Annotated in this window: 10 protein-coding genes; 6 read left to right on the plus strand and 4 right to left on the minus strand. The window is 55.3% G+C overall.

The window, feature by feature from the left end; genetic code table 11:
• Nucleotides 1-81 precede the first annotated feature (81 nt).
• The 3 genes from copA to ybaK all read left to right on the plus strand — a co-directional run bounded on the left by copA (nucleotide 82) and on the right by ybaK (nucleotide 4,158).
• Nucleotides 82-2,583 (plus strand): copper-exporting P-type ATPase CopA, encoded by a 2,502-nt coding sequence (gene copA / locus OGW13_RS10310; RefSeq protein WP_043001538.1) that lies wholly within the window; start codon nucleotides 82-84, stop codon nucleotides 2,581-2,583.
• 98 nt (nucleotides 2,584-2,681) lie between these two features.
• On the plus strand, nucleotides 2,682-3,476 hold the full coding sequence (locus OGW13_RS10315) for a TraB/GumN family protein (protein WP_043001539.1): 795 nt from the start codon (nucleotides 2,682-2,684) through the stop codon (nucleotides 3,474-3,476).
• Nucleotides 3,477-3,678: 202 nt separating this feature from the next.
• Nucleotides 3,679-4,158 carry a Cys-tRNA(Pro)/Cys-tRNA(Cys) deacylase YbaK gene (gene ybaK / locus OGW13_RS10320; protein WP_287116053.1) on the plus strand — a complete coding sequence of 160 codons (480 nt, stop codon included), beginning with the start codon at nucleotides 3,679-3,681 and terminating at the stop codon, nucleotides 4,156-4,158.
• A 108-nt stretch (nucleotides 4,159-4,266) separates the two neighbouring features.
• Here ybaK and ushA read toward each other — a convergent pair whose 3' ends face one another.
• Entirely contained in the window at nucleotides 4,267-5,919 is a 1,653-nt protein-coding gene (ushA, locus tag OGW13_RS10325) for a bifunctional UDP-sugar hydrolase/5'-nucleotidase UshA (RefSeq protein ID WP_200119685.1), read from the minus strand.
• Nucleotides 5,920-6,144: 225 nt separating this feature from the next.
• On the opposite strand from ushA, the gene fsr reads away from it, so the two are divergent.
• The gene (gene fsr, locus OGW13_RS10330; RefSeq protein WP_043001542.1) at nucleotides 6,145-7,365 is read left to right on the plus strand and encodes a fosmidomycin MFS transporter; all 1,221 of its coding nucleotides are present in this window, start codon (nucleotides 6,145-6,147) and stop codon (nucleotides 7,363-7,365) included.
• Between the two features lie 213 nt (nucleotides 7,366-7,578).
• Nucleotides 7,579-9,255, plus strand: coding sequence for a YbaL family putative K(+) efflux transporter (gene ybaL / locus OGW13_RS10335; RefSeq protein WP_043001543.1), 1,677 nt, complete (start codon nucleotides 7,579-7,581; stop codon nucleotides 9,253-9,255).
• A 119-nt stretch (nucleotides 9,256-9,374) separates the two neighbouring features.
• On the opposite strand, the gene gsk is transcribed toward ybaL, so the two are convergent.
• On the minus strand, nucleotides 9,375-10,679 hold the full coding sequence (gene gsk, locus OGW13_RS10340; protein WP_044259024.1) for an inosine/guanosine kinase: 1,305 nt from the start codon (nucleotides 10,677-10,679) through the stop codon (nucleotides 9,375-9,377).
• A gap of 141 nt (nucleotides 10,680-10,820) precedes the next feature.
• Between gsk and aes the strand changes: the two genes are divergently transcribed.
• On the plus strand, nucleotides 10,821-11,792 hold the full coding sequence (aes, locus tag OGW13_RS10345; protein WP_054176087.1) for an acetyl esterase: 972 nt from the start codon (nucleotides 10,821-10,823) through the stop codon (nucleotides 11,790-11,792).
• Here the strand turns inward: aes and hemH are convergent.
• Nucleotides 11,789-12,751: a ferrochelatase gene (gene hemH, locus OGW13_RS10350; RefSeq protein WP_043001546.1), complete on the minus strand. Its 963-nt coding sequence runs from the start codon at nucleotides 12,749-12,751 to the stop codon at nucleotides 11,789-11,791. The two genes, aes and hemH, sit on opposite strands and share 4 nt — an antisense overlap.
• Before the next feature lie 163 nt (nucleotides 12,752-12,914).
• Nucleotides 12,915-13,559, minus strand: coding sequence for an adenylate kinase (gene adk, locus OGW13_RS10355; RefSeq protein WP_043001547.1), 645 nt, complete (start codon nucleotides 13,557-13,559; stop codon nucleotides 12,915-12,917).
• Between the last annotated feature and the right edge of the window lie 96 nt (nucleotides 13,560-13,655).

Here is a 13,655-nt window from a genome sequence, read left to right on the forward strand (position 1 = left end):
ACAAATCCCTTGACCTTCCCCTTGCTGGAAGGTTTAACCTTTATCACAGTCAATTAATCCCTGTAATAAAGGAGTGAAGTGATGTCTCACACTATCAACCTGACCCTGGACGGCCTGTCCTGCGGTCACTGCGTCAAACGCGTAAAAGAGAGTCTTGAACAACGCCCGGATGTTGAACAGGCTGAGGTTACCGTGACTGAAGCGCACGTCACCGGTACCGCCAGCGCCGAAGCGCTTATCGACACCATCAAACAAGCCGGTTACGGCGCAGAGTTAAGCCACCCAAAGGCTAAACCGCTGGCGGAGTCATCAATCCCGTCGGAAGCACTGGCAGCGGTCCCTCCTGAGCTTCCGGCAGCGACGGCTGAAGATGAGAGCCAACAGCTGCTGTTAAGCGGCATGAGCTGCGCCAGCTGTGTTTCCCGGGTACAAAATGCGCTGCAAAGCGTTCCCGGGGTCACGCAGGCACGGGTAAACCTCGCGGAACGTACTGCGCTGGTGATGGGCAGTGCGTCCGCCGCCGATTTAGTCCAGGCGGTGGAAAAAGCCGGCTATGGCGCGGAGGCGATTGAAGACGATCTCAAACGCCGTGAGCGCCAGCAGGAAACCGCCGTCGCGACAATGAAACGCTTCCGTTGGCAGGCGATTGTCGCCCTGCTGGTGGGTGTGCCGGTGATGGTCTGGGGGATGATGGGCGATAACATGATGGTGACCGCCGACAACCGCAGCCTGTGGCTGGCGATAGGTCTGGCGACGCTCGCCGTGATGGTTTTTGCAGGCGGCCATTTTTATCGCAGCGCGTGGAAGAGCCTGATGAACGGCACCGCCACGATGGACACCCTGGTGGCGCTGGGCACCGGCGTAGCCTGGTTGTACTCGATGAGCGTCAACCTGTGGCCGCAGTGGTTCCCGATGGAAGCGCGTCATCTTTATTATGAAGCCAGCGCGATGATCATTGGTCTGATTAACCTCGGACACATGCTGGAAGCCCGCGCGCGTCAGCGCTCGTCTAAGGCGCTGGAAAAATTACTCGATCTCACGCCGCCAACGGCGCGAGTGGTGACAGAAGACGGTGAAAAGAGCGTACCGCTAGCAGAGGTTCAACCGGGAATGCTGTTGCGTCTGACCACCGGCGACCGCGTACCGGTTGACGGTGAAATCACCCAGGGCGAAGCCTGGCTGGATGAGGCGATGCTTACCGGCGAACCTATCCCACAGCAAAAAGGGGAAGGCGACAGTGTGCATGCCGGTACCGTTGTGCAGGATGGCAGCGTGTTGTTCCGCGCCAGCGCAGTCGGCAGCCATACTACGCTGTCGCGCATTATCCGTATGGTGCGCCAGGCCCAGAGCAGTAAGCCGGAAATCGGTCAGATGGCCGATAAGATTTCCGCCGTGTTTGTTCCGGTTGTGGTCGTGATTGCGCTGGTCAGCGCGGGTATCTGGTACTTCTTTGGCCCGGCGCCGCAAATTGTCTACACCCTGGTGATTGCAACCACAGTACTGATTATTGCCTGTCCGTGTGCGCTGGGTCTGGCAACGCCAATGTCTATTATTTCCGGCGTGGGTCGTGCGGCTGAGTTTGGCGTACTGGTGCGTGATGCCGATGCGCTGCAGCGCGCCAGCACTCTGGATACCGTGGTCTTCGACAAAACCGGGACACTGACAGAAGGCAAACCCCAGGTGGTGGCGATTAAAACTGTAGGCGAGACTGATGAGGCGCAGGTGCTGCGTCTGGCGGCGGCGCTTGAGCAAGGCTCCAGCCACCCGCTGGCACGAGCGATTCTCGACAAAGCCGGTGATGGTGCACTGCCGCAGGTCAACGGTTTCCGCACCCTGCGTGGATTAGGCGTTAGCGGTGAAGCCGAAGGGCATACGCTGTTGTTGGGCAACCAGGCCCTGCTGAACGAGCAGCAGGTTGACACTCGCGAACTGGAAACCGAGATATCGGCCCAGGCTTCTCAGGGTGCTACGCCGGTGCTGCTGGCGATTGATGGTAAAGCGGCAGCGCTGCTGGCCGTGCGCGATCCGTTGCGTAGCGACAGCGTGGCCGCCCTTCAGCGACTGCACCGCGCCGGCTATCGTCTGGTGATGTTAACCGGCGATAACCCGACGACGGCTAACGCCATCGCCAAAGAGGCGGGAATTGATGAGGTGATTGCCGGCGTTCTGCCGGACGGTAAAGCCGATGCCATTAAACGTCTGCAAAGCCAGGGGCGTCAGGTGGCGATGGTCGGTGACGGCATCAATGATGCACCGGCGCTGGCGCAAGCCGATGTCGGGATCGCAATGGGCGGCGGCAGCGATGTGGCTATCGAAACCGCTGCAATTACCCTGATGCGTCATAGCCTGATGGGCGTGGCAGATGCACTGTCTATCTCCCGCGCAACGCTTCGAAACATGAAGCAAAACCTGCTTGGCGCATTCATCTACAACAGCATCGGTATTCCTGTTGCAGCCGGTATTCTGTGGCCGTTTACCGGTACGTTGCTGAACCCGGTGGTTGCCGGTGCGGCGATGGCGCTCTCGTCCATTACCGTGGTGAGCAACGCGAACCGACTGCTGCGCTTTAAACCGAAAGAGTAAGCGATGCCGGATGGCGTTTTAGCGCCGCCATCCGGCAATTCACACATTGCACACCCCTGGGCCACGCGTTAGCATGGGCTTCTGATTAGGGAGGTCGCATGGATCTGTTTTACCGGGTAAAAACATTCTTCGCTACGCTATCCGGCAATCGCTATACCTGGCCCGCCATTGATGTTTCGTTGCCCGGCAACCGCCATTTCCACCTGATTGGCAGTATTCATATGGGCAGTCGCGATATGTCCCCTCTCCCTGCCAGACTGCTCAAAAAGCTTAACAGCGCCGATGCACTAATTGTTGAGGCCGACGTCTCCGGCAATGACAGCCCTTTTGCCGATCTACCCGAATTTGCCGCACTGGAAGAGCGCATCAGCGAGGAGCAGTTGCGCAATCTGCATCGCGCGACCGATGAATTGGGGATCTCTCCGACGCTGTTTTCCACACAACCGCTGTGGCAAATCGCGATGGTGTTGCAGGCCACCCAGGCGCAACAGTTGGGATTACGCCCGGAATACGGTATTGATTATCAGCTGTTGCAGGCCGCGAAAAAGGCAGAAAAACCGGTGATTGAACTGGAAGGTGCCGCCAGCCAGATTGCACTGTTGTGTGAACTGCCAGACAACGGCCTGGCGCTGCTGGAGGACACACTAACGCACTGGCACACCAACGCCCGGCTACTGCAACAGATGATGAGCTGGTGGCTTGACTCCCCGCCGCAGGACAATCACCTGACGCTTCCCAACACCTTCAGTCAGTCGCTGTACTATGTGCTGATGCATCAACGCAATATCGCCTGGCGGGATCGTCTGGCGGCACTGCCTGCGGGTCGCTATGTGGTGGCCGTCGGCGCGCTGCACCTTTATGGAGAGGGAAATCTGCCGGAGCTGATGCGATAAAAAAAGTGGCCAATATTTCTATTGGCCCGTCAAAGAGGAATTTCATCATTATTATTATGCCGCCGCTTAATGCGACGGTGTATGTCGATTGTCGCTCAAACTCTGCATCCTGCCAACATAATTGCGCAAGATGGTACTATATTTCGAACATTCGTTAGAGATATGCTTGACTCGTCATTTGGTTTAGCCAGGAAAAATAGCTATGACACCCGCCGTTAAATTACTCGAAAAAAACAAAATTACGTTCAGGATCCATACCTACGACCACGATCCCGCCGTGACCAACTTCGGCGATGAGGTGGTGCGCAAGTTAGGGCTGAATGCCGATCAGGTGTACAAAACGCTGCTGGTGGCGGTGAATGGCGATATGAAACATCTGGCGGTTGCAGTCACGCCCGTGGCCGGACAACTGGATCTGAAAAAAGTCGCCAAAGCGCTCGGCGCGAAAAAAGTCGATATGGCCGATCCGCTGGTTGCGCAACGCACGACCGGGTATCTGGTCGGCGGCATTAGCCCACTGGGACAAAAAAAACGTCTACCGACGCTGATTGATGCGCCAGCCCGGACGTTTGACACCATTTTTGTCTCTGGCGGCAAACGCGGGCTGGATATTGAACTGGCGGCGGTTGATTTAGCCGCGATTCTGGAGGCTGAATTCGCCGATATCGCCCGCCGGGATTAAGTGATTATAGAATGATGGCCTGATAGCGCGACGCTTATCAGGCCAGGAAACCGCACTAACCTGTAGGCCGGATAAGGTGCCCGCACCGCCATCCGGCACTCCGCCCTGTTACTGCCAGCTAACTTCCCCCTTCGGCTCATACGCACTGGCATCCAGCGGTGAGTTTTTCTGAATGTATTCCTTCAGCACTTCCGCATCAATAAACCCGGTGTTGACGTACCCCGGTTTGTTATCAATACGCGGATAGCCGTCGCCGCCGGTCGCGTTAAAGCTGAGCGTCGCCATACGGTAGGTTTTTGCCGGGTCAACCGGCTCGCCGTTGATTTTCAAATCGTTGAGTTTGCCCTCTTTTGCCACAAAGCTAACCCTGGCAAACTGCGGATAGGCGCCGGAGTCAGGTTTCATTTGCGCCACGGCCGTCAGATAATCCGTCACATCCTTACCGTTCATGTCGGCATATACGACAACGTTGCCGAATGGCTGAACCTTCAGCACGCTTTTATAGGTGATATCCCCGCCGTCAATCGAGTCACGAATGCCGCCGCCGCTCATGACGCCAAAATCGGCACCGGTGCGCGCCATTTGCGCAGCCAGAATCAAATGCCCCATGTTGGTTTGTACAAAACGGACCTTGCTGCGATCGCCTTCCAGTCGGTCATTCACCGCACCAATTTTCACATCCAGTTGCGCTTTTCCTTTATTCTGGAACGGTGACAACAGCGAGAGCATCTGCGCATTCTCCGCGATTTCCGGGGTGTAAAGTACGTGCTCACTTTTCCCGTCTTCCCAGGTCACTTTCTTCTTCAGGTTCACCGGAATCAGCTGATAGTTGACCATTTTCATCTCGCCGTTACGGAACTCAAAGTCCGCGCGACCCACGTATTTCCCCCACTCATGAGCCTGCACGATCCAGATACCATTCTGTTTGTCCGGTGCACACGGCGTACCGGGAACGTAATCCACCTGTTTCTTATTTTCCGCCGCCATGCACACCGGGTCCTGTGAGTGACCACCCACAATCATCGCCAGCGCGCCCTCTGGCAGACTGCGCGCCATTTCAACGTCGCCCGGTGCGTTCGATCCGTGGTTGCCGTTGTCGTAATGCCCCATATGAGTGGTGGCAATCATGACGTCCGGCTTTTCATTCATCTGCAATTCCTGAATCACCACCTTTGCCTCTTCCGCTGGTTTGCGAAATTCAATATCGGTGAAGAACTCAGGGTTACCGATTTTCGCCGTGTCGTCGGTGGTCAAACCGATCACCGCGATTTTCAAATCCTGGCGTTTAAAAATGGCCCAGGGTTTAAACAGGCGCTCGCCGGTACTTTTCTGGTAAATATTGGCTGAGAGAAACGGGAACTTCGCCCACTTCTCCTGCTGACGCAGGACAGTGAGCGGATTATCAAATTCGTGGTTACCGACCGCCATCGCGTCATAACCAATCAGGTTCATCCCGCGAAAGTCGGGCTCAGCATCCTGTAGATCCGATTCGGGTACGCCAGTGTTGATGTCACCGCCGGACAGCAGCAGGACGCTGCCCCCTTCGGCAGCCACCTCGCGACGAATCCCGTCCACCAGCGTTTTTTGCGCTGAGAGACCGTACTCGCCGTATTCGCTGCGCCAGAAATGGCCATGGTGATCGTTGGTATGCAGAATGGTGATTTTATAGGTTTTATCTTTTTCATAAGCCTGAGCAGACTGACTTGCCAGCGTGAATGCGGCGAACAGTGCCAGCGCCACACCCCGTTTCAAAAATTTCATGTTTCTCTCCCTGATTCCTTCACTCGGCTGAAATTACAATTATCTGAAATAATAGTCGAATAAGTTTTCAGAATTGAGACTTCCTTCAAACCTCGTCCGCAGGTATGTTAGTCAGGTAATAATCACAATGACGATATTCCCCTGTGCGCAACATCATTCACGTTGCATCCGGGTAGCGTGAAGGATAAAGCGCATACATCGCAAATCAGACAGAAGTGACTTTCTATGGCAATGAGTGAACAAACCCAGCCAGCACCTGGTGCGTCCGCGCCAGTCGCTAAGGCACGCACGTCGTTCGGCATTTTAGGCGCGATCAGCCTTTCACATCTGCTTAACGATATGATTCAGTCGTTAATTCTGGCGATCTATCCGCTATTACAGTCCGAATTTTCACTGACCTTTATGCAGATAGGGATGATCACCCTGACCTTCCAGTTGGCCTCTTCGCTACTACAACCGGTGGTTGGCTACTGGACCGATAAGTACCCGATGCCGTGGTCGCTGCCGATTGGCATGTGCTTTACGCTAAGCGGTCTGGTGCTGTTGGCAATGGCCGGCAGTTTTGGCACCGTGCTGTTGGCTGCCGCGCTGGTCGGCACCGGTTCTTCGGTATTCCACCCGGAATCGTCCCGTGTGGCGCGTATGGCCTCAGGCGGACGCCACGGTCTTGCCCAGTCCATCTTCCAGGTGGGCGGTAACTTTGGTAGCTCCCTCGGTCCGTTGTTGGCGGCAGTGATTATCGCCCCTTACGGCAAAGGTAATGTGGCCTGGTTCGTTCTTGCGGCGCTGCTGGCCATTGTTGTGCTGGCGCAAATTAGCCGCTGGTATGCCGCGCAGCATCGAATGAGCAAGGGGAAACCAAAAGCAACGATTATCAATCCACTGCCGCGCAATAAGGTGGTGCTTGCGGTCAGCGTCCTGCTGATCCTGATTTTCTCGAAATACTTCTATATGGCGAGCATCAGCAGCTATTACACCTTTTATCTGATGCAAAAATTCGGATTATCGGTACAAAACGCGCAATTTCACCTCTTTGCTTTCCTGTTTGCGGTTGCTGCAGGAACGGTAATTGGCGGGCCTTTAGGCGATAAGATTGGCAGAAAATATGTCATTTGGGGCTCTATCCTCGGCGTCGCGCCGTTTACGTTGATTTTACCTTATGCCACCCTGCACTGGACCGGCATTTTAACGGTGATCATTGGTTTTATTCTCGCCTCGGCGTTTTCCGCCATTCTGGTGTATGCCCAGGAGCTACTGCCGGGTCGTATCGGCATGGTTTCTGGTCTGTTTTTTGGTTTTGCCTTTGGGATGGGTGGCCTGGGAGCCGCGGTGTTAGGTCTGCTCGCTGACCATACCAGCATCGAGTTAGTCTATAAAATCTGTGCTTTCCTGCCACTTCTGGGGATCTTGACCATATTCCTACCTGATAACCGGCATAAAGCCTGAGTTTTTGCGGCTAAAGCTAAACTTTAGCCGCCCTCTCAGCCTGCTGCCATAAGCCTTTGCTCTGTCTACAACCCATTCGTTTTCCGATCCGTGCTTTTTTCAGCTCAAATTGCAGTTTTCTTCAAAATTCAATAATTATTCATAAACATAATAGTCAAAATTGTCATAAACTATTACCTGGAATTTTGGAAATCAGCTACCAAAGGAGACGGAATGCATCACGCCACCCCGCTTATCACCACCATTGTTGGCGGCCTTGTGCTCGCTTTTATACTCGGCATGCTTGCCAATAAACTGCGTATTTCTCCTCTGGTGGGATATCTGTTAGCGGGCGTTCTGGCCGGTCCTTTTACGCCAGGCTTTGTGGCTGATACCAAACTTGCGCCGGAGCTCGCTGAGCTTGGCGTTATTCTGCTGATGTTCGGCGTCGGTTTGCACTTTTCACTGAAGGATTTGATGGCGGTAAAGTCGATAGCCATTCCCGGCGCGATCGCCCAGATAGCCGTGGCGACGCTGTTGGGTATGGCCCTTTCCGCCATGCTGGGTTGGTCGCTGATGACCGGTATCGTCTTTGGTTTATGTCTTTCAACCGCCAGTACCGTGGTGCTGCTGCGCGCGCTTGAAGAACGACAACTGGTCGACAGTCAGCGAGGGCAGATCGCCATCGGCTGGCTGATTGTTGAAGATTTGGTAATGGTACTGACGCTGGTTCTGCTGCCAGCCGTCGCCGGTATGGTGGAAAAAGGTAACGTTGGCTTCGCCTCGCTGGCCGTCGACATGGGCATTACCATCGGTAAAGTTATCGCCTTTATCGCCATTATGATGCTGGTTGGCCGCCGTCTGGTACCGTGGATTATGGCGCGCAGCGCGGCAACCGGCTCCCGCGAACTGTTTACCCTTTCCGTACTGGCGCTGGCATTAGGTATCGCTTTCGGCGCGGTGGAACTGTTTGATGTCTCCTTCGCGCTGGGCGCGTTCTTTGCCGGGATGGTACTGAATGAATCGGAACTGAGCCACCGCGCGGCCCACGATACCCTGCCGCTGCGCGACGCGTTTGCCGTCCTGTTCTTTGTCTCCGTCGGTATGCTGTTTGATCCGCTGATTCTGATCCAACAACCGCTGGCCGTGCTGGCAACGCTTGCCATCATTATCTTTGGTAAGTCGGTCGCCGCCTTTTTCCTGGTGCGTCTGTTTGGCCACTCGCCGCGCACCGCACTGACCATCGCCGCCAGCCTGGCGCAGATTGGTGAATTCGCCTTTATTCTCGCCGGTCTGGGGATGGCGCTGAACCTGCTGCCGCAGGAAGGGCAAAATCTGGTGCTGGCAGGGGCGATTCTGTCGATTATGCTCAACCCGGTGCTGTTTGCTCTGCTGGAAAAATATCTGGCAAAAACCGAGACGCTGGAAGAACAAACGCTGGAAGAGGCTATCGAGGAAGAGAAACAAATTCCGGTGGATATCTGCAACCACGCGCTGCTGGTCGGTTTTGGCCGTGTCGGCAGTCTGCTCGGTGAAAAACTGATGGCGGCCGGGATGCCGTTAGTGGTTATCGAAACGTCGCGGACACGAGTGGATGAACTACGCGAGCGCGGGATCCGCGCGGTGCTGGGGAATGCCGCCAATGAAGAGATTATGAATCTGGCGCATCTGGACTGCGCCCGCTGGCTGATCCTCACCATCCCGAACGGCTATGAGGCCGGTGAAATTGTTGCGTCTGCCCGCGAGAAATGCCCGAATATTGAGATTATTGCTCGTGCGCATTATGACGATGAGGTCGAGTACATTACCGAACGCGGCGCTAATCAGGTCGTGATGGGCGAGCGTGAAATCGCCCGTACGATGCTGGAATTGCTGGAAACACCCCCTGCGGGTGAAATCGTGACCGGGTGATCGTCGTGGCATCGGCTCGTTTGCCTGATGGCGCTTCGCTTATCAGGCCTACGTGATGACACAGATAATGGTTACGCCAGGCCGGATAGGACGTTTACGTCGCCATCCGGCATAATGACTTAACGATCCCAGTACGACTCTTCGAGGCTATCCTCACGCTCCGGCAGTCCACGCGTCAGACGCGGAGAGTGCTGGTTCAGTACCTGATAACTCACACGATTGGCATATTTACACACCTGAGCTAATGACGAATAGGTCAGCCAGGTGAACTTGTGCTTACTGGAATTCGGCACGTTCGAACGGTGATAGCTGTTGGCGGTAATATCGTGCAGCAGCGCCGCCAGCGCGCCGTCACCTGCGCCATTGGTGTTCATGATCTTTTCCGGACCGCCCATATACGGCGCGATATGGGAATAGACGCGCAGCGGATTGCGACAGTCTTTATGGCGCATCGCGCGGCTGAACTCATATTGGTTAAATTCGGCAATCGCCCCAGGCAACAACGGGTGTTGAGTTTTGCGTTTGGCTTCCTCTTCGGTAAAGCCCGCCATGTACAGCCCTACCGGTCCGGCGGTACACAACACCAGATCGACCCAGTCCAGCGCTTTATCAGATGCCAGCAGCGGATCGTTTTCACCGGTCAGCGCTTCGGCCTCTTCTTCATTCATTGCCAGGATTGAGACGTTCTCTTTCAGGAAACCCTGCCACCACTGTGGGTTATCGGCGATCACGAATTTGGTCCCAAGCGTCAGCACCACGGGCACATTGTGCTTTTTAGCGTACTCAATGGCCTTCATGGTGGCTTCCGGCATCGGCTCGCCCGGCTTGCAGCGTACCAGATAGGAGGTCAGCACCAGCGCCGATGCCCCGGCAATCACCGTTTCCGGAATGCTTTCCGCACGCAGCTGGTTCATGTGCCCTGGGCTGATGGCGAAGGTACGCTCACCGGATTCGCCTATCAGGGTAAAGCAGCGGCCAATCGGCCCGTCAACGCCCTGCAGATAGTTGAGGTCGGTCCGACTGGAGGTGTTGCACAAATAGCGGTAGGCGTAGCTGCCAATTTCGATGTTGCTGCACATCACGCCCAGCAACACCGAACGGTCATCGGCCAGCACGGAGTAGTTGTGCATGGTGTTACCAATCGTGCCACCGGCAAACTGATGGGTGATCAGATTGTCACGCACCAGTTCCTGATACAGCGCTTCGGCCACATCGTCTTCAATCACCAGTGAATGCCCGGCACTCAGTCCATAACGTTGTACAAACGCGTCATCCACTTTCGCTTCAATATCGACCAGCGTTTGATCGATCCCCACCACCCATGCGGCGCTGGTTTCATTTTCAGGCTGGATTTGTTGCAGCAGTGGATCGCGTGCGTTGACAGGGAAATAGTGTTTGGATTTGCGTTTACCGGGAAATTTCATAGCTGTTTTTACAGGTGGATAACTGAGCGGTGCATGGTAGCACATTCCCCTCTGGACGACAGAGTTTCAATAACAGACGAACGGATCGCAGTTTCCACGACGGAAGCTTTTACAATGGGTCGATTTCACAAGGAGCGTTTTATGAAACCAGAGAATAAACTTCCCGTACTGGCCAGCATTTCAGACGAGATGCGCGCGGTGCTGAATGTCCGGCAGGACGATTTGCCTCCCTGGCCTGCCGCCGATGATGTGCCAGCGATGCGCCAACACTACATTCTTGAACGGCGCTTCTGGAATGCGGATGCACCGCAAATGCCAACGCGGGAATATGCCCTCCCCACGCCCTGGGGAGAGGTGACAACGCGCCTGTACAGCCCAACGCCAGACAGTCAGGCCACGCTGTTTTACCTGCACGGTGGCGGTTGTATTCTCGGGAATCTGGATACCCATGACCGAATCATGCGTCTGCTGGCAAGCTATACCCAGTGCACGGTAATCGGCGTCGACTATTCACTCTCACCTGAGGCGCGCTTTCCGCAGGCCATTGAAGAGACCATTGCCGCCTGTCAGTTCTTTTATCAGCAGGCGGACGACTATCAGTTGAATATGACGCACATTGGCTTTGCCGGTGATTCCGCTGGCGCGATGCTGTCGCTCGCCAGCGCGCTGTGGCTGCGCGATAAGCACATATTTTGTGGAAAGGTGGCAGGCGTGCTGTTGTGGTACGGCCTGTATGGCTTGCAGGACTCGGTAAGTCGTCGGCTGATGGGCGGTGAGTGGGACGGCCTCAGCCGCCAGGATTTGGAGATGTACGAAAGAATGTATCTGCGTGATGCCGACGATCGCGAGTCGCCGTACTATTGCCTGTTCAACAACGACCTGACGCGCGACGTGCCGCCCTGCTTTATCGCCGGTGCGGAGTTTGACCCGCTGATCGACGACAGCCGTCTGCTCTTCGAGACGCTTCAGGCGCACCAACAGCCCTGCGAATACAAAATGTATCCCGGCACGCTACACGCCTTTCTGCACTACTCACGCATGATGAAATCTGCCGATGACGCCTTACGCGATGGTGCGCGTTTCTTCACTCAGCAGATTAACGCTGCACGTTAGCGGTACGGGGCTGTCAGTTTCAGCATCATATCGATATGTTCCGGCGCGGCATTTAGCGCCGGAATATATTCATACTTTTTACCGCCCGCTTCGAGGAAGATCTCTTTATTCTGCACCGCAATTTCTTCCAGCGTCTCCAGACAATCCGCCGCGAAGCCCGGACACATCACCTGAATATGGCCCGTTCCCTTCTCGCCTAACATCTTCAGCGTTTCATCAGTGTAGGGCGTCAGCCACGGTTCACGACCAAAACGCGACTGGAAGGTCATCATTACTTTTTCTGGTGGCAGACCGAGCGCTGAGACCAGCTCACGGGTGGTATCACGACAGCGCTGCGGATAGTCGTCGCCTTCATCAGCAAAGCGCTGCGGAATGCCGTGGTAGGACAACAGCAGCAAATCCGGTTCGCCGTGTTCGGCGAACGAAGCCCGCGCACTGTTCGCCAGCGCGTCAATATAAGCGCGATCGTCGGCGTAATCGCGAATAAACGAAATGCCGGGAATACGACGTTTACGCGCCAGAATGCGCGCCAGCTCATCCCAGACCGCAGCAACCGTTGAGCAGGAATATTGCGGGTACAGCGGCAGCACGACGATATGATCCACGTGGTTCGCCAGCAGCTCGTCCACCGCGCTTTCCAGTGACGGCGAGCCATAGCTCATGCCCAGCGCGACGGGCGTGTCCGCCAGGCGCGCAGCAAGCGCCTGCTGCTGTTGACGGCTGTAGACCATTAACGGAGAGCCGCCTTCCATCCAGACAGACTGATAAAGCTTTGCCACACGCGGGGCGCGAAGCGGCAAAATCACGCCGCGCAGCAGCGGCCACCACAACACGCGGGGCGTATCGACAACGCGTGTATCGCTTAAGAATTGCCGGAGATAGCGTGTTACTGCCGCCGGAGTGGGGGCATCGGGAGTGCCAAGATTTGCCAGCAGGATACCGGTTTTCGTCTGACGCATTACCGCCTCTTATCGATTCAAATTGTTGATAATTGTAGCGGAAAAGTGAGTAAGAAGAACTAATTGCTGTGAGAGGTAAAACGAGAATTTGCCTGATGGCGCTACGCTTATCAGGCCTACGCGATAATGGCAGGCCTGATAAAAGGTTCACTACGCGAAAAACTTAACCGAGGATTTTTTCCAGCGCGGCGCGCACGTCAGCAACGGCCTGAGTCCCGTCAACTTTCGCGTATTGCGTGTTACCTGCTGCCGCTTCTTTCTGGTAGTAACCAATCAGCGGTGCCGTCATCTGATGGTATTCCACCAGACGCTTACGCACGGTCTCTTCCTGGTCGTCTTTACGGGTGGTCAGCTCTTCGCCGGTCACATCGTCTTTACCTTCAACCTTAGGCGGGTTGAATTTGATGTGGTAAACGCGGCCAGACGCAGCGTGTACGCGACGACCAACGATACGGTCAACGATCAGCTCATCCGGTACGTCGAATTCGAGAACATAATCTACCACGATACCGGCTTCTTTCATGGCGTCAGCCTGCGGAATCGTGCGCGGGAAACCATCTAACAGAAAACCGTTACGGCAATCTTCCTGCGCGATACGCTCTTTTACCAGCGCGATCACCAGCTCATCCGTCACCAGCTTACCGGCGTCCATGATGTCTTTCGCTTGTTTGCCCAGCTCGGAGCCAGATTTCACGGCGGCACGCAGCATATCACCGGTGGAGATTTGCGGAATACCATACTTCTCCATGATGAACTGAGCCTGAGTTCCTTTACCCGCGCCCGGAGCGCCAAGCAGAATGATACGCATTACGAAAATCCCCTTAAAGGTTGTCGATATTTTTAAAAAAGCGCTAAACGATACCACCATCACGCATTTGTCTCAAGGAAGGTGCCAGCGCTGAAA

Source organism: Citrobacter sp. Ca225 (assembly GCF_030337175.1).
GTDB classification, from domain to species: domain Bacteria; phylum Pseudomonadota; class Gammaproteobacteria; order Enterobacterales; family Enterobacteriaceae; genus Citrobacter_A; species Citrobacter_A amalonaticus.

Coding starts and splice junctions, on each gene's coding strand:
- copA (WP_043001538.1), top strand. CDS start 82: ATGTCTCACACTATCAACCTGACCCTGGACGGCCTGTCCTGCGGTCAC.
- OGW13_RS10315 (WP_043001539.1), top strand. CDS start 2,682: ATGGATCTGTTTTACCGGGTAAAAACATTCTTCGCTACGCTATCCGGC.
- ybaK (WP_287116053.1), top strand. CDS start 3,679: ATGACACCCGCCGTTAAATTACTCGAAAAAAACAAAATTACGTTCAGG.
- ushA (WP_200119685.1), bottom strand. CDS start 5,919: ATGAAATTTTTGAAACGGGGTGTGGCGCTGGCACTGTTCGCCGCATTC.
- fsr (WP_043001542.1), top strand. CDS start 6,145: ATGGCAATGAGTGAACAAACCCAGCCAGCACCTGGTGCGTCCGCGCCA.
- ybaL (WP_043001543.1), top strand. CDS start 7,579: ATGCATCACGCCACCCCGCTTATCACCACCATTGTTGGCGGCCTTGTG.
- gsk (WP_044259024.1), bottom strand. CDS start 10,679: ATGAAATTTCCCGGTAAACGCAAATCCAAACACTATTTCCCTGTCAAC.
- aes (WP_054176087.1), top strand. CDS start 10,821: ATGAAACCAGAGAATAAACTTCCCGTACTGGCCAGCATTTCAGACGAG.
- hemH (WP_043001546.1), bottom strand. CDS start 12,751: ATGCGTCAGACGAAAACCGGTATCCTGCTGGCAAATCTTGGCACTCCC.
- adk (WP_043001547.1), bottom strand. CDS start 13,559: ATGCGTATCATTCTGCTTGGCGCTCCGGGCGCGGGTAAAGGAACTCAG.